Origin of the sequence: Streptomyces sp. ICC4, assembly GCF_003287915.1 — a bacterium.
Lineage (GTDB): Bacteria > Actinomycetota > Actinomycetes > Streptomycetales > Streptomycetaceae > Streptomyces > Streptomyces tritrimontium.
On sequence record NZ_CP030286.1, the window covers coordinates 8,045,564 to 8,068,290 of the forward strand.

Below are 22,727 nucleotides of genomic sequence, written 5' to 3' on the forward strand. Positions count from 1 at the left end.
ACGTGCGCAGCGCCCCGAGATGTCGCGGAACGAATAATTCCAGCCATCCATTCTCATGCGGGAACTGACGGTGCACCAGGTGTCATGTGCCACATATCGGGCTGCTCCCGGCGGGAGCTATCGGACAACTCGTGATCTTCGCCCGGGCGTCAGGCCGAAAACGTCCGGACACGCCTTCGAACCTTCGCCGTGGCAGTAGTAGGCTCACGCCGTTTAAATGACGGAACACCGACCCCCGACAGCGGGGTTGAGCTGGGGAGGCTGGGGAGGCCATGCGCTTTCGCGGGAAATCCATCCGCCGGAAGATCGTGGCGTTGCTCCTTGTGCCGCTCGTCTCCCTGACCGCCCTCTGGGGCTTCGCCACGGTCCTCACGGGCCGTCAGGCCGTCCAACTGCTCGATGTCGCCTACGTCATCGACAAGGTCGGCTACCCCATCGAGGACGTCGTCCGCGTCGTCCAGAAGGAGCGCCGCCAGACCCTCGTGGTCATCGGCGACCCCCGCGCCTCCGCCGCCACCGCGGAGCTCGCCAAGCGACGGGCCGAGACCGACGAGGCGATCGCGAAGATCACCGCCGACGCCGAGGACCCCGAGGTCGTCGACGAGCTGAGCCCGGCCACGGCCCAGCGCCTGCGCTCCATCCTCGACGCCTTCCACGGCATCGGCGCGCTGCGCAGCGCCGTCGACTCCTCGGGCTCCCTCGACACCGGCCAGGCCCTCGAGCTCTACAATCGGCTCGTCGACCCCTGCTACGAGTTCCTGATGAACCTCCACGCGCTCGAGAACGTGGAGATGGACAAGCAGGGCCGCGCCCTGGTCGGCATCACCCGGGCCCGCGAGACGCTCTCGCGCGAGGACGCGGTCATCGCGGCGGCCCTCGCCGCCCGCAACGTCAGCCCGGCCGACATCCGGCGCGTCACCGACTTCGTCGCCAACCGCAAGCTGCTCTACGAGTTCAACCTCGCGATCCTCCCCCCGGCCGACCGGGACCAGTTCGAGCAGTACTGGAACAACCCCGAGAGCCGGGCCCTGCGCGAGGCGGAGGAACGGTTCATCGCCGGAGGCACCGGAAAGGCCGCGCGCAACGTCGCCCCCGCCCAGTGGGACGCCGCCGCGCAGAAGGTCCTCGACGACCTCGCCGTGATGGGCACCGCGGCCGGCGACCGCTACCAAAAGCGCGTCGAGCCGGTGGCCATGGGCGTCCTCGTCCAGGCCGCCGTCGCCGGGATCCTCGGCTTCATCGCCCTGCTCGTCTCCCTGATCCTGTCCGTCCGCATCGGCCGCGAGCTGATCCGCGACCTGTCCCGGCTCCGCAAGGAGGCCCACGAGGTCTCCGGCGTCCGCCTCCCCGGCGTGATGCGCCGCTTGGCCGCCGGCGAGCACGTGGACGTGGAGACCGAGGCGCCGCGCCTGGACTACGAGAAGGACGAGGTCGGCCAGGTCGGCCAGGCCCTCAACTCCCTGCAGCGCGCGGCCATCGAGGCCGCCGTCAAGCAGGCCGAGCTCCGGCGCGGCGTGTCCGAGGTCTTCGTCAACCTGGCCCGCCGCAACCAGGTGCTGCTGCACCGCCAGCTCACCCTGCTCGACACCATGGAGCGGCGCACCGAGGACACCGAGGAGCTCGCCGACCTCTTCCGCCTCGACCACATGACCACCCGCATGCGCCGGCACGCCGAGGGCCTGGTGATCCTCTCCGGCGCGGCCCCCTCCCGCCAGTGGCGCAAGCCCGTCCAGCTGATGGACGTCGTCCGCGCGGCCGTCGCCGAGGTCGAGGACTACGAGCGCATCGAGGTGCGCCGGCTCCCGCGCCTGGGCATCGCCGGCCCGGCCGTCGCCGACGTCACCCACCTCATCGCCGAACTCCTGGAGAACGCCACCGTGTTCTCCCCGCCGCACACGGCGGTCCAGGTCCTCGGAGAGCGCGTGGCCAACGGTTTCACCCTGGAGATCCACGACCGGGGCCTCGGCATGACCCCGGAAGCCCAGCTCGACGCCAACCTCCGGCTGGCCGAGACCCCCGAGTTCGAGCTCTCCGACACCGACCGGCTCGGCCTGTTCGTGGTCAGCCGCCTCGCGCAGCGCCACGACGTCAAGGTCGGCCTCCAGCCCAGCCCGTACGGAGGCACCACCGCGGTGGTCTTCCTCCCGGTGGCCCTGCTGACGGAGGCTCCCGAAACCAACGGCACCGGCATCCGGCTGGCCGGCGGCAAGGCCGTGGGCCCCGGCTCCGCCCGCCCCGCGGCGGCGGCCCTGGGCGCGTCCGCCGACCGGCGGCTCCCGGTCGGCGCCGAACTGCGCGGCCCGGTCGAGCTGGAGGCCCCGATCGGCCTGCTGGGGCTGGACGACCCCGCCACGGCCCTGGACGAGGCCCCCACCGGCCTCGCGGGCCTCACCGGGGTCACCGGGAGCGGCATCGGCACCAAGGGCGGCCGGCCCGCCATGGCCACCCTCGACGACGAGACCCCGCCCAACGGCATCCCGCGCAGCGGCCTGCTCGGCCTGCGCCCGGCGGGCAGCCGCCCGCACGCGGAGCGGCACACCGAGCGCGGCGGCGGCTGGAAGGGCGAGCGCATCGCGGACCGCATGGGCGACCGGGCCGCGGACGGGGCGGGGGAGCGCACGGGATTCCGTACGGGCGAGCCCCCCATCGACGGCACGGGCGGCACGGTCGGCCTGGCCGGCCTCGCCGACCACGGCGCCGCCTCCCGCCTCACCGACCGCCACCCGGGCCGGGACCCCTTCCGCGACCACGACCGCGACCGTGATCGCGACCACGACCGTGATCGCGACCGCGAGCGCAACCGCGAGTCCCTTCGCAGCGGCGGATGGGTATAAGAGGCAGGGCGTAACCCTGGCCGGGCCGGCGCTGCGCTCCGATGGGAATGACCTGCCCGCCGCTGCTGCCGCTGCCGCTGCCGCCGTCCGGGGATCCGCCTCCGGATCCGGAGGCGTAGGCGGCCGCGGCCCGGGCCTGGACCTGGCGGGTGAGCTCGTGCGCGACGTCGCCCACCGTCGAGGCTTCGTCGGCGTCGAGGACCACATCGGTCGAGACCCCGCCGAACGGATCGACCACAGTCAGAGTCAGACGCACGAACGCTCTCCCCCTACACCTACGCCAACACCTACGCCTACACCCACGGCATGCCGCTGCCGGATGTGCGGCAGCCAACTGTGGACACCGAGGCGGTCCCTGGACTTTAGCCGCCGGTCGGGAGGGACGGGCAACGGGGAGTTGGGGTGGACCGGATCACTTCTTGGAATCCGGTGCTGTGCATCTGCATCCGCCGCTCTAGGCTCGGCGTCATAGTCGTGTGAGCGGATCACCGTTCAAATCGCCAACCATGGGGAGAGTTTGATGGCGAAGGACCTTGATGTCACATATGAGGACATGCGGAGTGCTGCCAAGCACGTCGTCAAGGAGAAGGAGAAGATCAACGAGGCCCTGATGGGCATGAAGAAGTACATCCAGAACCTGGTCGACACGGGCTACGTCACCAAGAGCTCCTCGAAGGCGTTCAACGAGAACTTCCAGGAGTTCGTGAGCGGCGCCAAGGACACCATCGACGGCCTCGACGGCATGGGCGACTACCTGACCATGGCCGCGGACAAGTTCGAGCAGATCGACGACGAACTGGGCAAGGCCGCGAAGCGCTAGTCCGAGTCGAACTCCGGGCGCGCCGTCGCGCTGCCCGAGTTGCGTTGCCCGAGGGGGCGGTGGGGCCGACTGGGCCCTCACCGCCCCCGCTGCGTTGGGGGGGCGACATCGAGCCGAAGGTTGACACCGTGGAGTTTCGAGGCTGGTTGGCTCGTTGTCAGGGCCCGGGCCGCTGACGTGCCCGGGCGGGACCGGGACGACGTGGCAGGGGTGGGCAGGGGATGGGCGTTGGACGACCTGCGGACTGGCGACCGTTAGCCGGGTCCGATCCCACGCCGGGCAATCCCGACGGAGTACGGGCCGGCGCGAAGAACATGGCGACCACGGGTGAGCAGATCCGGGCGCAGATCACCCGACTGAAGGCCATATCGGGGACGGACGAGCTCAAGGGCAAGTACGTCGAGGAGCTGAAGAAGGGCTCCGGCAAGCTGAAGGGCAAGCTGGAGAAGTCGGCGGGCCGGTACGAGAAGGTTTCCGCCAAGTTGGGCGAGTGGGCGGGCTGCCTGGAGCACGCGCAGAGCGAGACCGCGGCGGCGCTGACGTCGGCGAAGGAGGCCCAGGACAGCTTCCGGTCCTTGGTCGGGAACGAGGACCCGGACTCGGCGGCCGCGAAGACGGCGGAGAAGGACCTGGAGCCGTCGAAGAAGACGGAGCTGGAGGGCGCGCGCACCAAGCTGGAGGGCGCGCGGAAGCGCAACGGCTTGGCGGTGGAGGGCTACCGCAGGGACTCGAAGCGCATCGCGGACAAGATCCGCGACATCGTTGACGACGCGGTCGAGGACGGCTGGTGGAGCAACCGCGCCAACTGGATCGAGCGCAACCTCAAGGCCATCAAGATCCTGCTGGAAGTCTTGGGCTGGATCGCCACGATCCTCGCCATCGTCGCGCTGATCATCATGGTGGTCGCCCTCCCGGGCATCGGGGCGCTGGCGGCCATCGCCGCCCTTGGCCAGCTGGCTTCGATCGCCGCGACCGCCGGCACGGTGATCATGCTCGTGACTGCCGGTGCCCACGTGGCCATGGCTGCGACGGGCAATGGCGGCTGGGGCGACGTCGCCTACGACTGCGTGGGTCTGGTGACCTTCGGGGCGGGGCGGGTGGCGGCGAAGGGGATCCAGAAGGGCGTCGCCGCGTCGAGGAAAGCCTCGGTCGACGCGGGTCGGAGCCAGACGAAGGCGGCGAGGCAGTCGGCGGACTATACGCGGAGGATGCGGGCGCTGGAGGCTGAGAAACGTGCTGCCCCGACGAAGGCGGCGCGGGAGGCGATCCAGAAGAGACAGGACAAGCTCAAGAAGTCCGTCAAGGCTCCGGGCGTTGCGATGGATGCACCGACATCCACGATGGGACAGACCTTCAAGGCGGGCGGCGACCCCGCCGCAGCCCATGCGAAGAACTTCGCTATCCATGAGGCAACGAAGCGGGGAGGCGACCAGGCCACGGACATTGCCGCGAAGTCGGTGGCGCGCAACAGCTCCCTGGGTTTCAACGCGTTCGCAGCCGGGACGGTCGTCGACTGGACGGACAAAGCGATCGCGCCGAGCGATATCTGGGAGGGCAAGCCGAGGGTGGAGCCCTACGGAGATTTTAAGGACGGCATTCTCTGGGGTACGGGTATGTCCGACGCGATGCAGTAGAACGACAGGAAGGCGGAATCGATGGGCTGGGTTTTCGTCAGTTACGACGACGACTGCTGGGTGCACCTACCCAAGGGGTCGTGGGACGAGACGCCATGGAGCGACGAACAGCGGTGGGCGGAATCTGAAGCCATCTGTCTTCGTCACTTTCGCAGGATGCCGGAGGACCAGGAGGCGACCGCGCGGCTGGCTCGGCTGCTGACGACGTACCGACAGGGTGTCGACGACGATCCGCTGGAGAACTACCTGTACTTCGAAGATCCGGAAGATTTTCCGCTGGTGGCCCGTGTCTGGTACGGGGCTTCGAAGGGGGACCGTGACTCCACGCTTCGGGAGTGGAGCAGCGCCAAAGAGTTTGACCATTCGCCCGAAATCGCACCGTTCTCCACTGAGGGATTCGGCGAGGGAATCCGCCTGCGGGGCTACGCGGAATCAGAGCAAGGCAACATGGCGATGCACCTCTGGTACAACCTCCGCAACGAGGAGCACGGGCTCGATTTGCAGGTAATCGTGGCGTCCAACGAACTCGGCAGACTCGCCGTCGCCGAGCCCGAGATCGACGCCTTCGTGCAAGGAGTGCAGGCGCTTGCCGACGACTTCGAGTTCGAAGAACCGGATCTCGAGAACCTGCCCGAGCCCGAGCCCCGGTTCAGTCTCAGTGGTCTCCTACGAGGGCGAAAGCGAAAGCAAGACGGCGGTCCAGCCAGTCGGACTTGACCGTGACGCGGTCGCCGGCCTCCGAGATCATGACGACCCTGCCCCCGGAATCGGCCGTGTGCCACTCCAGCGTGCGCGGGCGGCCGCGGGTGTCGCCGCCCTCCGCGCCCAGGCTCGTGACCGCGTTCAGGGCGGCCGTGAAGCCCTTGTCGACCATGCGGAGGGTGAAGGCCCTCGCGTCGCCGCTCGCCCACTCGTTGCGGCCCACGACGGTGGGGTGGCCCGGCTGGTCGATGCGCCAGGTGTGCTTGAACGGGCGGCTGCGCGGCGGGATCCGGCGCAGCGTGCCGAGCAGGCGGCCCCGCTCGTCGCGGACCTCGTGGTGCCGCTCGCCGGAGGCGGCCTCGGTGCCCGGGCGGTCGATGACGCAGAGCCGGCGGGTGTGCTCCGGGTCCGCGTACAGGGCGTAGTCCGCGCCGTCCGGGCCCGTGTGGGCCACGTACGCGCAGGGGGCGAAGACCCGGAGGTCCTTGCCGTTCTTGGGGACCCGTACGGCCAGCGGCCCGAAGGAGGCCTCGCGCCGCTTGGCGGTGACCGGCCGCTCGGTGTTGCCGACCACGAAGTCCCGTACGCGCTCCCACGCGACGGGCACCACCGGCGGTTCCTCGGGGGCGGGCCCCCGCCGCGGGAACGTCATCGCCGTCACACCCACCGCAGTGAGTGGGCGATGGCGTCACAGAGGCCGCCCAGCGGGCCCTCGGTGCCGCTGAGCGGCAGGGCGAAGGCGAGCATCAGGTAGCCGACCCCGCCCGGCATGACGACGTGGTAGTCCAGCGCCGTGGCGGACGCGGCCCGGACCGCCTCGCCCGCGGGCAGGGGGACGACGTACGCCTCCCGCCCCCCGCCGTCCTCCGTACGGGGCTCCCGCGCGGCCAGCGTCATCGCGAGGTCCGCCGGGTCCGGGCAGGCGCCGGGCGGCGTGTGCAGCAGCGAGACGAGCAGCGAGGCGGGCGGGCCCGCCTGCCCTTCGGCGGACCCGGGATCCACCTCGGAGCGGAGGTAGAACTCCAGGGCCCCGTCCGCGAGCCCGGCCTCGGCGGTGTTGCGCAGGCTGACCCAGACGGCCTGGCGGAGCTCGGCCGAGGGGTTCTTCCCGGCGGTGTGCCGGTCGACGTACAGCTTGAGCTGCGGGCGCCACCGCTCGTGGGTCAGGTCGACGCGGAACCAGTCGCGGGGGACGAGGAGGCGGTAGTCGTCGGGCGGCGCCTGGGGGGCTGGCGCCTGCCTGTCCGGTGCCGGGGTGTCCGGCGCCTCGGTGTCCCGTGCCTGAGCGTCCGGCTGCTGCGACAGGCTCATCAGGGCATCACGAGGAGGGTGGAGTCCGAGTCGAAGAAGCGCAGGCTCTTCACCACGCCCGCGAACATGGAGGAGAAGACGTCCCAGCCCTCCGGGGTCGGGGTGCCCATCTCCAGGACCACCACCAGGCCGTTCGTCAGGGGCACCTGCACCTGGAGGAACGAGGTGAACACCGGCTCGGGGGCCCCGGACTCCGTGAGCGCGCCGTCCACCATCGCCTTGCGCGTCCCCACGACGGAGACGGCGGGGCCGCAGGGGAGGGATATCTCCTCCACCGTCCCGTTGTCGAGGGCGCGGAGCGCGCGGGCGAGCTCCGGCACCGTACTGTCACCCGTGCTCGCGCCGCCCGCGTCCAGCTCCATGAGGGACACGGTGACCGTGGAGGTGCAGCGGGCCTCTTCGACCTCGGTCATGACGAAGCCGGCGTACTGGACCCCGGCCTCCGCGAAGTCGTCGTAGCCGGCGGCCATCATGGCGGCCCAGTGCACCTGGATCTCGTAGTCCGCGTGGGGAAGGACCGCCTGCCCGAGCTCCACGAGCTTCTCGGCCAGGTCGTCGATGTCCTCCGCCTCGAAGGGCAGCTCGAAGAATCCTTCCGGCATCACCCAGCGGACGTGTATCTCCTCGTCGGGTCCGGCGGCCCGGAGCGAGGTCCCGGCGGCCTGGGAGGGGAGGGCCGCGGGCACGGCCTCGGCGGACGCCGACGCGGACGCCGACGCGGACGGGGACGCGGACGGGGACGCGGACGGGGTCTCGGCGCCGGTGTTCGTGATGCTGCTCACTGCGTCGTCCCTACTTCTCGTGGGGGAGTTCGATTTCCTCGGCGTCCGGATGGAAGTTCGCGGCGAAGGGGTACGGGCCGTAGTACGGGTAGAAGTCCGGCACGTCGGCCCCCCGGTCCCGGGCCAGGTGGGCGAGGCGCCGGTACTCCTTGGCGCGCGCCCGGATCTTCTGCCGGGGCCGGTCGCCCCACTGGCGGCGGGCCCGGCGGGCGAGCACCAGCAGCGATACGACGACGGAGAGCGCCCACACGCCGTAGTAGGCGTTCAGCCGGCTCGCGGACTCCCAGTACTGGGCGTAGCCGCCCCAGTAGCCGAACAGCACCAGGGGCACCGGGAGGATGAGGAAGGCCGTGCCGCACCCCGAGCGGCCCATCTTCATCTCGTCCCAGTACCGGAGCCGGAGCATCCTGAGGACGGCCGCGTCGTCCAGGAAGTCGATCTGCAGGGCGCGCCCCGACTCCTCGGCCGCCTGCCGCACTTCCGGTACGGAAGCCAGGACATGGCCGGGGATCAGCTGCCTCGGGATGTACTCCGGGTCCGTGGGGGCCCTGCGGCCCATGAACTCGCCGTCCTTGAGGTCGTCTTCAGTGGCTTCATCGGCCATGTGCGGATCCTGGGTCCTTACTCGGTCGTACGGGCGAGGTGCGGTTCCGGAGACTGCTGCGGGGCCCCGGGATCAGGCGGCCAGCGCCGCGTGGAACGGGGCGGCGGAGGGCCGGGGGCCCGGTGTCGAGGTCGGCGTCGTGGGGTCGCCACCGAGCCCGATCCGGCGGAGCGCCTCGCGCGGGTACGGGCCTGGACGGTGCTGCCGGACCGGGCGGTGGTGCGGTTCGCGGAGCCGGGGGCCCGGGAGCTGGCCGAGGCACTGCTGGAGCGCGGGGTCGCGGTGGACGCGGAGGTCCCGGTGGGCGGGCCGCCCGAGCCGCTGGAGCGGTTCCTGGCCTGGCCGGTACGGGACCCGGCGCGGGTCCGGCTCGCGGTCGAACTGCCCGGGGCCGACCGGGCCCTGGTGGCGCTGGCGCTGCGCGGGCTGCCCCCCGTACCGGTGCTGCTGTTCGGGCGGGAGGCCGCGGCCTGGCCGGTGCTGCGCCTGGCCGCGCGCTGCGGCACGGGCGCCCGGATCGGCGTGGGCGACGTACTGCGGGTGCCGGACGGGCGGCCGGCCCGCTCGAACGCCCAACTGGTCGCGGCGGCCGCCCGGTTCCGGGATGAGGCTCCTACAGCCGGGATCCGGTGAGGCGTTCGCCGAAGACGTCGTCCGGGTTGGAGAGCGCGCAGTTCTCCAGCGAGAGGCAGCCGCAGCCGATGCAGTCGGCCAAATGGTCGCGCAGGCGGCCCAGTCGGGCGATGCGGTGGTCCAGCTCGGCCCGCCAGTTCTCGGAGAGCCGGGCCCAGTCGGCGCGGTTGGGGGTGCGGCCTTCGGGGAGCTGGGTGAGCGCGTCGCGAATGCTGGCGAGCGGGATCCCGACGCGCTGGGCGGCGCGCACGAAGGCCACCCTGCGCAGCGCGTCGCGGGTGTAGCGGCGCTGGTTGCCTGAGGTGCGGCGGCTGGTGATCAGGCCTTTGGTCTCGTAGAAGTGCAGCGCGGAGACCGCGGCACCGCTGCGGGCGGACAGCTGGCCGACGGTGAGCTCGTGGACTTTCTCGGGAATCTGCGGCACACCGCCGAGGGTAGTCGGCCGCACCGACATTCGTTGATCCGTGTGTCGTTGACAGATACACGCGGCCCCCAGCATGCTGAGCAAGCGCTTATTCGTCAGATTCGTCAGGGAGAGGCAGGGGTACGAGGATGGCCGAGCCGAGGATCTTCACGTCCGCCGAGGAGTTGACCGCCGGGATCGGCGAGCCGCTCGGCCCCAGCGACTGGCTGGAGGTGGACCAGAAGCGGATCGACCTCTTCGCCGACGCCACGGGCGACCACCAGTGGATCCACGTGGACCCGGAGCGGGCGGCGGGCGGGCCCTTCGGGTCCACGATCGCGCACGGGTACCTCACGCTGTCCCTGCTGCCGAGCCTGGTGCCGCAGATCATGCGGGTCGAGGGCATGCGGATGGGCATCAACTACGGGGTGAACAAGGTGCGCTTCCCGGCGCCGGTGCCGGTCGGCTCGCGGCTGCGCGCGACCGCGCTGATCACGGAGGCCGTGGAGGCGGGCGGCGGCGTACAGGTGTCGGCGACCGTCACGGTCGAGCGCGAGGGCGGCGAGAAGCCGGTGTGCGTCGCCGAGTCGGTGTCCCGCTACTACTTCTGAGCCTCGGCGGCGGGGCCGGGGCCGGCATCGGGGCCGGGGCCGGCAGCAGGTCCGGGACCGGCCCCCACCATCCGGAGCACGAGGCCCGCGTAGAGCGCGCCGACCTCGTCCGGCGTGCGGCGGCCGTCCGTGCTGAACCAGCGGGCGACGTCGATGCAGAGCGACAGGACCGCGAGGGTGGTGCCGGGCACGTCGGGGACGTGGAACTCCCCCGCCTCGACGCCCTCGGCGAGGATCCGGCGGATGGCGGCGTCGCTCTGCCGGCGCAGCGCCACGATGTCGGAGCGGTGCTCCGGAGCGAGGGCATCGAGCTCGTACTGGACCACGCGCGCGGTGGTGTGGTGCGCCGCGTGCCACCGCACGAAGGACCGTACGGCCTCGTCGAGGCGCTCGGCGGCGGTGCCGGGGCCCGAGGCGGCGCTGTCCAGGATCTCGAGGGCCTTGTCGTGGCCGATCCGGCTGATCCGGTGGAGCAGCTCTTCCTTGGTCTTGTAGTGGATGTAGAGCGCGGCCGGGCTCATCCCCGCCCGGCCCGCGATGTCACGCGTGGTGGTGGCGTGGTACCCGCGCTCCGCGAAGGCCTCGACGGCCGCGACGAGCAGCCGCCGCGCCGCGTCGGGCGTGACCTCCTGCCACGGCCGGTAGCCGCCGGTCGTCGTCTCCTGCGCGCTCTCCATCGCCCGTCTCACCCTCTTCGCGCCGCCCTGTCGTGCCCTGGTGGGAAGGAACAGCCTACCGGAGGGTGAGCAAGCGCTTAGATGCGTTGCGTTCAGCTGCCCTGACCGTGCGGCTTCGGCGCGAAGGGGTCGTAGTCCACCATCATCTTCTCCATGCGGGCCTGGTCGACGCGGCTGACGATCTGCGTGACCTCCTGCCGGTCGCGGACCACCTTGGCGAGGGTGAAGGCCGAGGTGGTCAGGTAGAGGACCGCGATGCCGAGGAAGGCGCGCACCCAGCCGTCGGCGTCCATGTTGTAGATCCCCAGGGCCACGGCGGCCATGGCGGTGCCGAAGGAGGCGACGGCCTGGCCGTAGTACGCCCCCGTGTTCTGCTGCTTGACCGGTGTCTCGTTCATGGGTCCAGCTTCGGGCCCGACGGGCCGCGCCACATCCGCGCTCGTACTCACGCACGTACTCAGGCGCGCGCGGGGCCGGGCGGGTGCGCGGCCCGGCTCCGGGCGCGCGCGTCAGAACGCGGAAACTCCCGTACGGGCGCGGCCGATCAGCAGCTTCTGGATCTGGCTGGTGCCCTCGTACAGGGTCATCACGCGGGCGTCGCGCAGCAGCTTGCCGGCCGGGTACTCATCGATGTACCCGTAACCGCCGTGCACCTGCAGGGCGTTGCTCGCGGCGCGGACGGCGGCCTCGGAGGCGAAGAGCTTGGCCGTGGAGGACTCGGTGGCGAACGGCCGCCCGCGGTCGATGAGATCGGCGACCCGCCAGGTCAGCAGCCGGGCCGCGTCCACGTCCACGGAGATGTCGGCGATCAGCTCCTGGACCAGCTGGTGCCGGGCGATGGGCTTGCCGAACTGCTCGCGCTGGACGGCGTAGGAGACGGCCGCGTCGAGGGCCGCCTGCGCGATGCCGACGCAGCCCGCGGCAACCGACATCCGGCCCTTCGCGAGGGCCGACATGGCGACCGAGAAGCCCTTGCCCTCGGGGCCGAGCATCGCGGAGGCGGGCACGCGCACACCGTCCAGGGAGAGTTCGGCGGTGGCCTGGCCGCGCAGGCCGAGCTTGCCGTGGATCTCGCGGCGGGTCAGGCCCGGGGAGTCGGCGGGGACGAGGAAGGCGGAGATCGCGCGGTGGCCGGGCTCGTCACCGGTGCGGGCGAAGAGCAGCACCACATCGGCCCAGGTGCCGTTGGTGATGAACATCTTGCTGCCGCTGATCACGTACGAGTCCCCCTCGCGCGTGGCGCGGGTGGTGAGGGCGGCGGCGTCGGAGCCGGTGCCGGGCTCGGTGAGCCCGAAGCAGCCCAGAGCGTCGCCGGAGCACAGCCGGGGCAGCCAGTCGCGCTTCTGCTCCTCGCTCCCCCAGGCGGCGATGGTCTTGGCGACCAGGCCGAGGGAGACGGAGACGATGCCGCGCACGGCGGAGTCGCCGCGGCCGAGCTCCTCGGTGACCAGGGCGTAGGAGAGGTGGTCGCCGCCGGAGCCGCCGTACTGCTCGGGGACGGTCAGGCCGAGGAAGCCGACGGCTCCGAGCTTCTTCACGACGGCCCGGTCCACGCTCTCGGCGCGGTCCCACCCGGCGGCGTACGGGGCGATCTCGCGCTCGGTGAACGCGCGGGCGAGTTCGCGTACGGCGGACTGCTCCTGGCTGAGCTCCAGATTCACCGGGCACCTCCGGGCGGACGGGTCGGATGGGTCGGATGGGTTAATTAGCACTGCTAGTTTAGTTGGGGCAGGCCCTACTATGTGGCGCATGGCCAGACCGCGCAAGCCCCTCCTCAGCAGAGACCGCATCATCGAGGCGGCCGGCGCGCTGGTGGACGCGGAGGGGCTGGAGGCCGTCTCGACGCGGCGGCTGGCCGCCGCGCTGGGCGTCAGCGGGCCTTCGCTGTACAACCACTTCCGCACGAAGGACGAGATCCTGGACGCCGTCGCGGACGCGGTGAGCGCGCGGGTCGACCTGTCGATGTTCGAGGCGGTGGGCCTGGCCGGCGGATCCGGCGCGGAGCGGGAGGGCGGTGCCGGCGGCGGCCCTGGCGGAGGCGGCCCCGAGTGGCGGGGCGCCCTGCTCGCCTGGGCGCACTCGTACCGGGCCGCCCTGTCCGACCATCCGAACATCGTGCCGGTGCTGGCGCGCGGGCCGGGCCGCAGGCCGGCCGGACTGCGGGTGGCGGACGCCGTCTACGGCGCGATGACCGCCGCCGGCTGGCCGCCGGCGCAGGCGACCCGGATCGGCGCGCTGATGCGGTACTTCATCCTCGGTTCGGCGGTCGCCTCGTTCGCCCGGGGTTTCGTGGACGACGAAACGGCATACGACCCGTCGGACTACCCGCACCTGGGCCAGGCCCACCGGCTGGCGCACCGGCAGCGCGAGGTGGACGAAGGGGCCTTCGAGACCGGCCTGACGGCGCTGCTCGACGGACTGGCCATCCAGTACGAGGCGTTGGGGAAGTCGCCGGAACCCGACGAGCCGGCGTGACGGCCGAAGAGCCCGGGCCCGGGGCCAGGCCCGGGGCCAGGCCTTGGACCTGACCCCTGACCCTGACGCAGGCCTCTAGAAGACGACGAGCGAGCGGCCGCCCTTGCCCGCCAGCATCGCGTCGAAGGCGGCCGGGATGCCGTCGAGCGTGATGCGGTCGGTGACCAGGGCGCCGAGGTCGAGGCGGCCCGCGCGGACGTGGGCGGCGATCACCGGGAGGTCGCGGGCGGGGTCGCTGTTGCCGTAGACGCAGCCCGTGAGGGTGCGGGCGAAGTGGAAGATCTCCAGCGCGTTGAAGGTGACCTGCTGGTCCTTGCCCCCGATGCCGACGACCGTCGTACGGCCGCCTCGGCGGGTGGACTCCCAGGCGCCCCGGATGGACTCGGCGCGGCCGGCGCACTCGATGGCGACGTCCGCACCGTGGCCGCCGGTCAGCGCGCGGATGTCCTTGGCCGTGGTCTCGGAGGCGAGCACGAACTCCGTGGCCCCCGCCGCCCGGGCCAGCTCCTCCTTGGCCGGGGAGACGTCCACGGCCACGATCGGGCCTGCCATGGCGATGCGCGCCGACTGGAGGGCCGCGAGGCCCACGCCGCCGACTCCGAAGACGGCCACCGACTCGCCCGGCCGGACCTGGGCGCTGTGGTGGACGGCTCCGTAGCCGGTGAGGACCGCGCAGCCGAGCAGCGCGGCCTCGGTGAGCGGGATCCCGGCGGGGGCGGGCAGCACGCAGTTGGCCGCGACGACCGTTTCCTCGGCGAAGGCGGCCACGTTCAGCCCGGGGTGCAGCTCGGTTCCCCGGGCGTCGTGGGCGTAGACGTTGCCGACCCCGGCGAGCGCCTTGGCGCAGAGCCAGACCTCGCCGATCGAGCAGTGGTGGCACTGCCCGCAGGACGGGGCCCAGTTGAGCACCACCCCGTCGCCGGGCGCGACGTGGATGACCCCTTCCCCGACGGCGAGGACCGTGCCCGCGCCCTCGTGGCCGAGGACGGCGGGCACGGGGACCCGCATGGTGCCGTTGGTGAGGGAGAGGTCGGAGTGGCAGACCCCGGCTGCGGTGAGCCGTACCCGGACCTGCCCGGGGCCGGGCTCGGGCAGCACGATGTCCCGTATCTCCAGCGGGGCTCCGACGGCGGGCAGGATGGCGGCGCGGACCATGGTCGTCGTCTCCGTGTGTGCGGGGTTGGCTGGGTTGGCGGGGAGGGTCAGGTTGTCGTCGGTGACGGAGCACTCCGGCGCGACGGTGCGGGTGCGCGAAGGCAGGCCGGTGAAGCCCTTGGCGTCATTGCGCGCGTACCAGGTGCGGGTGCACGACTCGTCGCCGGTCTTGGCCGTGTCTCCGGCCGACGAAGTCTGCGTCTGCATGTGTATAAGAGAGTGCGGGAGCGTGGAAGTGCGCCGACGTCTCGCCCGGTCCCAGGGGGTGCCCCCGGACTCCGTCCGGGGGCACCCCCTGGGACCGGGCGAGACGTCGGCGAACTTCCGCGCCCCCGTGTGCGCGCCCGTCAGTGCTCGCGCGGGGCGGGGACCACGCGCTCGACCTCCGGATGGACCGTCAGGAGCTGGCGCATGGCGTTCTCCGCGCCGATCGCGTCACCGGCGGCGATGGCCTCGACCATGCGCGCGTGGTGCGCGACGCAGGTCTCGCTGGGCCGGTCGCAGGCGATGATGGGACTGCCGGACACCTGGAGGGCGGAGGAGACGATGCTGGAGAGGTGCTCCAGCATGCGGTTGCCCGCGACCTGGATGAGGAGCGCGTGGAACTCGTGATCGGCGCGCGCGAAGGTGATCGAGTCACCCTGGCCGAGCGCGTGGCCCATGATCTCGACCATGTCGGCGAGGCGCTGCTGGATGTCCGGGCGGCCGTGGCCGGCGGCGAGGCGTGCGGCGAGCGGCTCGATGGTCCAGCGCAGTTCGCCCAGTTCGCGGCGCTGGTCGTCGCGCTGCGGGCCGAAGGCGCGCCACTCGATGATGTCGGGGTCGAGCAGGTTCCAGTCGGCGACCGGACGGACCCGGGTGCCGACGTTGGGGCGGGCGCTGACGAGGCCCTTGGCCTCCAGGACCCGCAGCGATTCGCGGACGACCGTGCGGGAGACCTCGAAGCGCTGGCCGATCTCCTCGGGGACCAGGGGGCGGTCCGCACCGAGGTCACCGGAAACGATCATCTGGCCGAGCTGCTGGACGAGTTGGCCGTGCAGTCCGCGGCCGCGGCTGCCTGCCGCGCGGCGGCCGACGCGGCTCAACTCGACGTCGGATCCGTCCCAGTGGGGCACTCCCACACGGTCGGCCCCGGAGGCCTCCGGGTAGGGGTAGCGGTCGAGTTCGCCCGGGCCGGCGAGGCCGGAATCGGCGTGGCGGGCGGCGGTCATCATGGTGTGCGCAAGGGTACTCACGAATCCTTTGTCGGCCGTGCCTCCATGTCCCTTGAGGTCTTTGGTGAAAAGCACACGAAAGGGTGATCGGTGCCACCTACGCAATTGACGACTTATCGTAAAGAACCGGGCCTTTTACGGGGAGTTGCGATCCGGGGCTCCCGATGTGGACCGCAACGGTCCCGTTGGGGTGTCCTCCGGCACCGGAACGATCACCAACGATCCCTCACAAACGAACGCGGCCGCGCAGTCCTGTGAACCCATAGGCGCACAACAGGACCATCAGCGACAACACCAGTGCGGTGCCGACCGGTTGGGCCATCACCCGGAGCGCCCCGAGCACCAGGCGGTCGGCCTCCGGGGGCCACTGCGCCCAGGCGAGGCCGCGCAGCCTTTCCGCGAGCCCGGTCACCGGGTACGCGGACGGGCCGTCCAGGGCCTTGCGCACCAGGGGTACGACCATCACCGGTACGGCGAGCACCGCGGCCAGGCCTGCCGCGGCGGACCGGAAGACGCCCGAGGCCAGGACGCCGGACCAGGCGCAGCCGATCAGCAGGCCCGCCCAACTCGCGCCCGGGGCCACCCACTCCGCCGGGGTGCGCAGCGGGCCGCCGCCGAAGACCAGCGCCAGGGCGGCGGCGTCGGCGGTCACGGCGAGGGCTCCGAACAGCAGCGCGAGGGCGGCGCTGACGCCGAGCTTCGCGGTGAGCAGCCCGAGCCGGCGCGGGACGGTGCCTCGGTCGGCGGCGAGCGCGGGGTAGCGGTACTCCTCGCCGAAGGCCAGGGCGCCGAGCAGTCCCGCCCCCAGGGCCGCGGGCGGCAGGGGGAGCAACTCCGGCCAGGCGGCGAGCAGGCGGTTCTGCCCGGTGTGACCCGCCCGGGCCAGCACCAGCGCCGTGACGACCGAGACGGCGACGACGAGGGCGGCGGTGAGGACGGGGGTGGCCGTGCCGAAGACCCGGTGCAGTTCGTAGCGCAGGGGCCGCAGCGGGCCACCGAGCCGGCGCACGGAGGAAACGGGTCTGCCGGAGTGAGCGGCCCGGCCCCGGCGTGGGCGGTCGCGGCCGCCCTCGTCCCCGCGCCCGTGCCCGGCGGCCGCCCCGTCGGCACCGGCACCCTCAGCCCCGACCCCTGCCCCGATCCCGGCCCCGGATGCGGCGCGGGCGCGCGGCAGCGACGGCGGCGTGCCGGCGTCGCCGGTCTCGTCGGCGAGTTGGTGCACCAGCACTCCGTTCCGGAAGGCCGCCTCGCCGACTTCGGCGCAGTTGCTCCCGTACACGGACAGACGGCTGCCGCTCTCTTCGACGATCTCCACCGCTCGCTGGGCCGCCCGCGCCTCGCGACCCAGTACGTCGGCCAGCCGGGCGGCGTGCGGGGTGCGAACGGCCACCCGCGGCCGCAACCGGGTCCGGGCGAAGTCGGCGGCGTCCTGATCGGCGACGAGCCGGCCCGCCTCGATGCTGACCACCCGGTCCGCGTTGCGCGCGGCCTCCTTGGCGTCGTCGGTGGTGAAGAGCACCGCGCCGCCGAGGGCGGCATGGCCGCGCAGCAGCCCGTACAGCCAGCTCCGTTCGCGGGGCGAGAGCCCGGCGGCGGGCTCGTCGAGGAGCAGCGTGCACGGGTCGGCGAGCAGCGCGGCGGCCAGGGCGACCCGGCGCTCCATGCCGAGCGAGAGCGAACCGAGCCGCTCGTGACGCAGACCCTCGACGCCGACGACCTCCAGCATGGTGTCGGCCCGGGTGGCCGGCACCCCGGCGGCGGCGCAGAGCATCCGCAGCTGGCCGCGGACGGTGCGCGACGGGTTGCCGGGCAGGTCGCCGAGGAGTACGCCCACTTCGCGGCCCGGATGCGGGATTTGATGCAGGGGGCGCCCGCGGAAGTAGGTGACTCCACGGCCGGGTTCGAGTTCGAGCATGAGCCGCAGCGCGGCGGTCTTGCCCGAGCCGGGGTCGCCGAGCAGTGCGGTCACGCTCCCGGGGCGGGCCTCGAAGGTGAGGTCGTCCACGAGGGGCGGGAGGTTTCGACGGGGGATGCTGGTGAGTCCGATGGCCTGGAGCATCGCTTCTCTCGCGGGGGGTGAGACCGCTCTGCGGCAGGATGAATACCGCTAACAAGATAACGCAATATGTCCGATTTTCGGCGCACCTGCTGCCGGGGCTCGCCCGTGTCGCCCCCGCCCCGGAATCCCGCCCGGGAGCCGACGCGTCAGACTTCGGGGCGCAGCATCGGCGGGTTGAGCAGGGTGGCCCCGCCCGCACGGAACAGCTGGGCGGGCCGACCGCCCTGACGGGTCGTCGTCCCCCCGGCCGGAACCAGGAACCCGGGGGTGCCGGTGACCTTGCGGTGGAAGTTGCGCGGATCCAGGGCGACGCCCCAGACCGCTTCGTAGACCCGCCGCAACTCGCCGACGGTGAACTCGGGCGGGCAGAAGGCGGTGGCCAGGGAGGAGTACTCGATCTTCGAGCGGGCCCGCTCCACCCCGTCCGCGAGGATCCGCTCGTGGTCGAAGGCGAGTCCGGCGCCGGCCTGCCCGGCGGCGGAGAGGAGCTCGTCGACGGGGGCCCAGCGCGCACTGTTGGCATCGCCGCCGGCCCGGGGTGCGGGCAGGTCCGGAGCCAGCACCAGGTGCGCCACGCTGACCACGCGCATGCGCGGATCACGCTTCGGATCGCCGTAGGTCGCCAGCTGTTCGAGATGCGCCCCGTTGCCCACGTCAGGAGCGGCCGGGTCGTGGGCGCACAGGCCCGTCTCCTCGGACAGCTCGCGGGCCGCGGCCGCTGCCAGGTCCTCATCGCCCCGCACGAATCCGCCGGGCAGCGCCCAGCGACCCTGGAAGGGCTGCTCACCCCGCCGGACCACCAGCGCGCAGAGCGCGTGGCGCCGCACGGTGAGCACGACCAGGTCGACGGTGACGGCGAAGGGCGGGAAGGCCGACGGGTCGTAGGGCGACATGCCGCGATCATAGTCGTCTGCCTGACGATAAACAGAGCTTTGGTGATCCTCGGACCACTGAACCGGAAGCCGCGGCCCGTCCCCCGGACCGGAACGAACGGCCCCGGACCGGAAAGAGGCGGTCTAACCGCCCAGCTGGAGCGCATCGGCCGCCTCCTCCACCATGCCGAGTCCCAGCCGGCTGATCCGGACGGCGAAGGGCTCGCCCGAGACCCGCAGCCCGGAGAGGCGGAGCTCGCCGAGCGGGGCGCCGGGGAGCGGGTTGAGGGCGACCGTGCCCGCCGGGGCGTCCGGGCGGATTCCGGCCAGGGCGGTCAGGACGTGGATCCCTGCGGCGGCCGCGACCGCCGCCGGACGGCAGGCGGCCGGATGCGGAACCGGAGCACTGCCCGCGGTGCGCTGCTCGGCCGCGTACATCTCCGGGAGGCGGTACCCGAAGCCCTCCGCGGCGTCCAGCAGGCCCCGGAGCAGCCCGGTGGCCTCCTTCTCGAAGCCGGCCTGGGCCAGTCCGGCCACCGCGACCGCGCTCTCGTACGGACGCACCGCGCCCGAGCGGTACCCGAACGGGTTGTGCCCCGGCTCGCGGACCGCCATGCTCCGCAGCCCCCACCCGGAGTCCATGCCGGGGGCTCCGAGCAGCCGCGCCAGCTGTTCGGTGCGGACCCGGTCGAGCAGTCCCGGCGCGAGCCGGCCGCCCCCGAGCAGCCCGGTGTCGAGGAGGTGCGCGGCGGCCCCCGTCAGCCGGGGCAGCGGCCGCCCGTCGGGATGCAGGGCCGCCGCGGGCCTGCCGCCGTCGGGGCCGTCGACCCAGAACCGGGCTGCGAAGCGTTCCCGCAGGGCGGCCGCCCTCTCCCGCCACTCCTCGGCTCCGGGCCGCCCGCACCCGGCGAGCAGGTCGGCTCCGAGCAGCGCGGCCCGATGGGCGTGGGCCTGGGTCTCGCAGCGGCGCGGCCCCGGGTCGGGGTCGGCGAGGAAGCCGTCCTCCCCGAGGGCGCCCCGCAGCCACTCCAGGCACCGCTCGGCGGCCGGAAGCAGCCGGGCCACCTCCTCCTCGGGCATCCCCCAGCGCCGGGCTTCGGCGAGCACCACCGGAAAGGCGAGCGTCGCCTCGGTCCCGGTGCAGCCCGGGGGCAGCTGCGGCCCGGCCCCGCGCAACGGTCCCGGGATCTTCCCGGCGTCGGCCCCGCGGCCGCCGGTCTGGGTGCGGCCGAGCACCCGCAGGGTCGCGGCGGCCAGCCCGGTGCCGAGCGGGAGGGCCATGCGGGCGGCCCAGAGGGACTCCGCCGGGGCCAGTCCGAGCCGCCACGGCACCCCGGCAGCCGCGTAGGCGTCGGCCGGTACTTCGGGGTCCCGGAGCAGGAGCGCGCCCAGGTCCTGGACGCCGGTGCGCAGCCACGCCCCGACCCTCGGGTCGTCTCCCTCGGCGCGGGCGTCTTCGGCCAGTGGATTGGCCACGTGCCCGGCGGGAGCCCGTGCGCCTCGGTCCCCGGTGGTCCGCAGTTCGATGGTGCGGGACTCCCCGGGGCGCAGTTCGAGCTGCCAGCGCAGCAGTCCGGCCGAGGCCAGCGCGTCGTCCGGGGGCGGCTCGGCCGCGGTGACGGCCTGGGCCTCGCCGCTGGTCCAGCGCAGCCCGGCTGCGTGCACCCCGGCGGGCAGCTCCGGACCGGCCCGGCCGGCGGCCACGTCGGCCAGCTCCGCCAGGTCGGTGCCTAGCAGAACCTCCACGGAGATCCGCAGCAGCCGGACGGTGAAGCTGCGCAGGGTGATCCGCTCGGTGCCGTCCGCGTGGCGGACCCGCTCCACGCCGACGTCCGGATCGGGCCCGGCCTCGGCTCCGGTGCGGACTGTCGCGGTGAAGGCGGCCCGGTCCGCGCCGAGGCTGCGCCCCTGCACGGCGACCGGGTCCCGGCCGGCGACGCGCAGCACGCAGCGGGACAGCAGCCGGCGCCCGTTGCGGTAGACGCCGTCGATGCCGCGCCCGGTGAGCTGGCCGTGCTCGGGCGAGACGACCAGGCACGGCGCCGCGACGCAGATGACCGCGCCGTGCACGGGGCGCCTCGGAGGCGGCGTACCTCTTCGACGCACCGCGGGCGCCGCAGGAGGACGGGCTCCCGGGCCTCGCGCTCCCCCGCACCTTCGCCCCGCTGGTACCGGGCAGCCTGCGGACGGCGGACGGCCTGGTGGTGCTGCGTCCGTAGCGGACGGGCCCGGGCGCGTCAGGGGGCGTCCGGGGCCACCGGGCCCGGGGCGCCGGGGGCGAAGGTGGCCACGGCGGTGTCGAAGTGGCGCTTCGCCTCGGCGAGTCGGCCGACGGGCGCGGAGACCCAGATGTCGTACATCCGGCCGTTCTCGTCCCAGCAGAGGTCGTAGGTGTGCCGGGCGCCCTCGGCCGGGGTGAAGCCGTCCCAGGTGAACTCCCAGAGAGCCGCGGGGAGTGTGCCGCGGGTCGTCGACACGACCGTGCCACCGCGGTAGCCGGGGTTGGTGTCCGGGCCCTTCGCGTGGGACTGGCGCATCACGCCGAGCGGGCCGCCGGGGACCGGCATCTTCACCCGGATCCCGATGCGGAAGGCGCCGTCCGGGGAGATGTAGAAGACCCGCTGGTCGTCGGTGGCCCGCTGGTACCCCTCGGGTACGGCGATGGTGAAGCCCTGCGGGTCGGCGAAGGTCCGGTATCCGGCGGGCAGTTCACCCGTGGCGATGGCCGGCGCGGTGGCCTGAGCCGCGCCCACCGGGCTCGGGGAGGAGGTCGCGGGGGTGCCGGAGGGGCCGGCCGCCACCTGCCGCCCCTGTTCCCGGTCCTCGTCGCCGAGCAGCGAGACCCCGGCCACCGCCCCGCCCACCGCGAGGACGAGGGCGGCCGCGAGCAGCCCGGCGCGCAGGCCCGGCCGGGTGGCGACGAGCTGCCTTGCCGTCGGGCGCGGGGGTACGGCAGGCGCCGTCAAACCCTCGGAGCCCGGGGCCGGTTCGGAACCGGACACCAGGACGGAGCCGGACACGCGGGCGGAGCCGGACACCAGGGAGGGGCCGGACACGGGGGCGGGGCCGGATGCCGGGATCCGGTCGGCGGGCTGGTGGTGGCCGCCGCCCGCCAGGTACGCCGACAGCAGCCGTTCGGCTTCGGGCGCCGTCATCCTGCGCTCCGGATCCCGCTCCAGCAGACCGCGGACGACGGGCAGCAGCGGGCCCGCCTGCGCGGGCGGCCGGATCTCGCCGGAGACGACCGCGTGCAGGATCCCGCCCAGCGAATCGCGCCGGAAGGGCGATTCGCCGGTCAGGGCGGCGCACATCAGCGCACCCAGCGACCACAGGTCGGACGCCGGACCCGCCTGGGCACCCTGTATCCGCTCGGGAGCGGTGTACTCGGGCGAGCCGACGAACGCGCCGGTCTCGCTGATGGTGGTGGCCCCGGCGAGCCGCGCGATGCCGAAGTCGGTGAGCACCACCCGGCCGGTGCCCGCCTCCATCAGCACGTTGGCCGGTTTGACGTCCCGGTGGAGGACCCCCCGGGAGTGGGCCGCGGTCAGGGCTCCGAGGAGCGCGAGCCCGGTCCGGGCCGCCTCGACCGGGGTGAGCGTCCTCCCGGCGGCGATCAGCTCGGCGAGCGAGCCGCCGTCGACCAACTCCATGACGATGCAGGGCCGTCCGTCGTGTTCGACGATGTCGTGGACCACGACGACGTGGGGGTGGCGCACGTGCGCCACGGCGCGCGCCTCGCGCAGCGCCCCGGCGGCCACGCCGTCCGGGTCGCCCTCACCGAGGTGGAGCTCCTTGACGGCGACCGGGCGTCCGAGGAGTTCGTCGGCGGCCCGCCAGACGGTCCCCATCCCGCCGCGGCCCAGCCTTTCCTGCAGGCGGTACCGTCCGGCCACCACGACACTGCCGCTCGTCCCGTCCTGTGGCACTGCGACCTCCCCCTC

General features: G+C 73.1%; 21 protein-coding genes. 7 read left to right on the top strand and 14 right to left on the bottom strand.

Annotation, left to right across the window (positions count from 1 at the left end; all coding sequences use genetic code 11):
• Positions 1-272: 272 nt before the first annotated feature.
• From DRB89_RS37775 to DRB89_RS37790, 4 genes are all read left to right on the top strand, one after another.
• A complete protein-coding gene (locus tag DRB89_RS37775) occupies positions 273-2,834 on the top strand; it encodes a nitrate- and nitrite sensing domain-containing protein (protein ID WP_112463632.1) in 2,562 nt (853 codons plus the stop codon).
• A 520-nt stretch (positions 2,835-3,354) separates the two neighbouring features.
• A complete protein-coding gene (locus tag DRB89_RS37780) occupies positions 3,355-3,654 on the top strand; it encodes a WXG100 family type VII secretion target (protein ID WP_112451441.1) in 300 nt (99 codons plus the stop codon).
• 314 nt (positions 3,655-3,968) lie between these two features.
• The gene (locus DRB89_RS37785) at positions 3,969-5,288 is read left to right on the top strand and encodes a hypothetical protein (RefSeq protein WP_112451440.1); all 1,320 of its coding nucleotides are present in this window, start codon (positions 3,969-3,971) and stop codon (positions 5,286-5,288) included.
• A gap of 21 nt (positions 5,289-5,309) precedes the next feature.
• A complete protein-coding gene (locus DRB89_RS37790) occupies positions 5,310-6,005 on the top strand; it encodes a hypothetical protein (RefSeq protein WP_112451439.1) in 696 nt (231 codons plus the stop codon).
• On the opposite strand, the gene DRB89_RS37795 is transcribed toward DRB89_RS37790, so the two are convergent.
• The 4 genes from DRB89_RS37795 to DRB89_RS37810 are packed head-to-tail and all read right to left on the bottom strand — an operon-like array spanning position 5,944 to position 8,687.
• A complete protein-coding gene (locus tag DRB89_RS37795) occupies positions 5,944-6,642 on the bottom strand; it encodes a hypothetical protein (RefSeq protein WP_204358176.1) in 699 nt (232 codons plus the stop codon). The genes DRB89_RS37790 and DRB89_RS37795 overlap by 62 nt on opposite strands.
• 5 nt (positions 6,643-6,647) lie before the next feature.
• Complete coding sequence (locus DRB89_RS37800; protein ID WP_239516573.1) at positions 6,648-7,301, bottom strand: hypothetical protein; 654 nt, start codon at positions 7,299-7,301, stop codon at positions 6,648-6,650.
• Positions 7,301-8,083: a hypothetical protein gene (locus DRB89_RS37805; protein ID WP_239516575.1), complete on the bottom strand. Its 783-nt coding sequence runs from the start codon at positions 8,081-8,083 to the stop codon at positions 7,301-7,303. Before DRB89_RS37805 ends, DRB89_RS37800 begins: the two co-directional genes overlap by 1 nt.
• Positions 8,084-8,093: 10 nt before the next feature.
• On the bottom strand, positions 8,094-8,687 hold the full coding sequence (locus DRB89_RS37810; protein ID WP_112451437.1) for a hypothetical protein: 594 nt from the start codon (positions 8,685-8,687) through the stop codon (positions 8,094-8,096).
• A 90-nt stretch (positions 8,688-8,777) separates the two neighbouring features.
• On the opposite strand from DRB89_RS37810, the gene DRB89_RS37815 reads away from it, so the two are divergent.
• On the top strand, positions 8,778-9,320 hold the full coding sequence (locus DRB89_RS37815; protein WP_162688901.1) for a 3-keto-5-aminohexanoate cleavage protein: 543 nt from the start codon (positions 8,778-8,780) through the stop codon (positions 9,318-9,320).
• Here DRB89_RS37815 and soxR read toward each other — a convergent pair.
• On the bottom strand, positions 9,301-9,744 hold the full coding sequence (gene soxR, locus DRB89_RS37820) for a redox-sensitive transcriptional activator SoxR (protein WP_275432050.1): 444 nt from the start codon (positions 9,742-9,744) through the stop codon (positions 9,301-9,303). The genes DRB89_RS37815 and soxR overlap by 20 nt on opposite strands.
• Positions 9,745-9,872: 128 nt before the next feature.
• Between soxR and DRB89_RS37825 the strand changes: the two genes are divergently transcribed.
• Complete coding sequence (locus tag DRB89_RS37825) at positions 9,873-10,334, top strand: MaoC family dehydratase (protein ID WP_112452521.1); 462 nt, start codon at positions 9,873-9,875, stop codon at positions 10,332-10,334.
• Here the strand turns inward: DRB89_RS37825 and DRB89_RS37830 are convergent.
• From DRB89_RS37830 to DRB89_RS37840, 3 genes are all read right to left on the bottom strand, one after another.
• Positions 10,325-11,011, bottom strand: a complete 687-nt coding sequence (locus DRB89_RS37830) for a TetR/AcrR family transcriptional regulator (protein ID WP_112452522.1) — start codon at positions 11,009-11,011, stop codon at positions 10,325-10,327. The two genes, DRB89_RS37825 and DRB89_RS37830, sit on opposite strands and share 10 nt — an antisense overlap.
• 92 nt (positions 11,012-11,103) lie before the next feature.
• On the bottom strand, positions 11,104-11,409 hold the full coding sequence (locus DRB89_RS37835; RefSeq protein WP_112452523.1) for a YiaA/YiaB family inner membrane protein: 306 nt from the start codon (positions 11,407-11,409) through the stop codon (positions 11,104-11,106).
• A 111-nt stretch (positions 11,410-11,520) separates the two neighbouring features.
• Positions 11,521-12,672 (bottom strand): acyl-CoA dehydrogenase family protein, encoded by a 1,152-nt coding sequence (locus tag DRB89_RS37840; protein ID WP_112452524.1) that lies wholly within the window; start codon positions 12,670-12,672, stop codon positions 11,521-11,523.
• Positions 12,673-12,760: 88 nt separating this feature from the next.
• Here DRB89_RS37840 and DRB89_RS37845 point away from each other — a divergent pair, with 88 nt between their 5' ends.
• The gene (locus DRB89_RS37845; protein ID WP_112452525.1) at positions 12,761-13,486 is read left to right on the top strand and encodes a TetR/AcrR family transcriptional regulator; all 726 of its coding nucleotides are present in this window, start codon (positions 12,761-12,763) and stop codon (positions 13,484-13,486) included.
• 75 nt (positions 13,487-13,561) lie between these two features.
• Here DRB89_RS37845 and DRB89_RS37850 read toward each other — a convergent pair whose 3' ends face one another.
• The 6 genes from DRB89_RS37850 to DRB89_RS37875 all read right to left on the bottom strand — a co-directional run bounded on the left by DRB89_RS37850 (position 13,562) and on the right by DRB89_RS37875 (position 22,712).
• Complete coding sequence (locus tag DRB89_RS37850; protein ID WP_112452526.1) at positions 13,562-14,641, bottom strand: Zn-dependent alcohol dehydrogenase; 1,080 nt, start codon at positions 14,639-14,641, stop codon at positions 13,562-13,564.
• Between the two features lie 347 nt (positions 14,642-14,988).
• Positions 14,989-15,930, bottom strand: a complete 942-nt coding sequence (locus DRB89_RS37855; protein WP_275431894.1) for an FCD domain-containing protein — start codon at positions 15,928-15,930, stop codon at positions 14,989-14,991.
• 151 nt (positions 15,931-16,081) lie between these two features.
• Positions 16,082-17,914 (bottom strand): ATP-binding cassette domain-containing protein, encoded by a 1,833-nt coding sequence (locus DRB89_RS37860; protein ID WP_112449099.1) that lies wholly within the window; start codon positions 17,912-17,914, stop codon positions 16,082-16,084.
• Positions 17,915-18,060: 146 nt separating this feature from the next.
• The gene (locus DRB89_RS37865) at positions 18,061-18,807 is read right to left on the bottom strand and encodes an NUDIX domain-containing protein (protein ID WP_112449098.1); all 747 of its coding nucleotides are present in this window, start codon (positions 18,805-18,807) and stop codon (positions 18,061-18,063) included.
• Positions 18,808-18,930: 123 nt separating this feature from the next.
• The gene (locus DRB89_RS37870) at positions 18,931-20,892 is read right to left on the bottom strand and encodes a glycogen debranching N-terminal domain-containing protein (protein WP_239516576.1); all 1,962 of its coding nucleotides are present in this window, start codon (positions 20,890-20,892) and stop codon (positions 18,931-18,933) included.
• A gap of 131 nt (positions 20,893-21,023) precedes the next feature.
• Positions 21,024-22,712, bottom strand: coding sequence for a serine/threonine-protein kinase (locus DRB89_RS37875; RefSeq protein WP_275432051.1), 1,689 nt, complete (start codon positions 22,710-22,712; stop codon positions 21,024-21,026).
• Positions 22,713-22,727 lie beyond the last annotated feature (15 nt).

Bases quoted from the DNA above. Each gene is read 5' to 3' on its own strand.
- DRB89_RS37775 (WP_112463632.1), top strand. From the start codon at position 273: ATGCGCTTTCGCGGGAAATCCATCCGCCGGAAGATCGTGGCGTTGCTC.
- DRB89_RS37780 (WP_112451441.1), top strand. From the start codon at position 3,355: ATGGCGAAGGACCTTGATGTCACATATGAGGACATGCGGAGTGCTGCC.
- DRB89_RS37785 (WP_112451440.1), top strand. From the start codon at position 3,969: ATGGCGACCACGGGTGAGCAGATCCGGGCGCAGATCACCCGACTGAAG.
- DRB89_RS37790 (WP_112451439.1), top strand. From the start codon at position 5,310: ATGGGCTGGGTTTTCGTCAGTTACGACGACGACTGCTGGGTGCACCTA.
- DRB89_RS37795 (WP_204358176.1), bottom strand. From the start codon at position 6,642: ATGACGTTCCCGCGGCGGGGGCCCGCCCCCGAGGAACCGCCGGTGGTG.
- DRB89_RS37800 (WP_239516573.1), bottom strand. From the start codon at position 7,301: ATGAGCCTGTCGCAGCAGCCGGACGCTCAGGCACGGGACACCGAGGCG.
- DRB89_RS37810 (WP_112451437.1), bottom strand. From the start codon at position 8,687: ATGGCCGATGAAGCCACTGAAGACGACCTCAAGGACGGCGAGTTCATG.
- DRB89_RS37825 (WP_112452521.1), top strand. From the start codon at position 9,873: ATGGCCGAGCCGAGGATCTTCACGTCCGCCGAGGAGTTGACCGCCGGG.
- DRB89_RS37830 (WP_112452522.1), bottom strand. From the start codon at position 11,011: ATGGAGAGCGCGCAGGAGACGACGACCGGCGGCTACCGGCCGTGGCAG.
- DRB89_RS37835 (WP_112452523.1), bottom strand. From the start codon at position 11,409: ATGAACGAGACACCGGTCAAGCAGCAGAACACGGGGGCGTACTACGGC.
- DRB89_RS37845 (WP_112452525.1), top strand. From the start codon at position 12,761: ATGGCCAGACCGCGCAAGCCCCTCCTCAGCAGAGACCGCATCATCGAG.
- DRB89_RS37850 (WP_112452526.1), bottom strand. From the start codon at position 14,641: ATGGTCCGCGCCGCCATCCTGCCCGCCGTCGGAGCCCCGCTGGAGATA.
- DRB89_RS37860 (WP_112449099.1), bottom strand. From the start codon at position 17,914: ATGCTCCAGGCCATCGGACTCACCAGCATCCCCCGTCGAAACCTCCCG.
- DRB89_RS37865 (WP_112449098.1), bottom strand. From the start codon at position 18,807: ATGTCGCCCTACGACCCGTCGGCCTTCCCGCCCTTCGCCGTCACCGTC.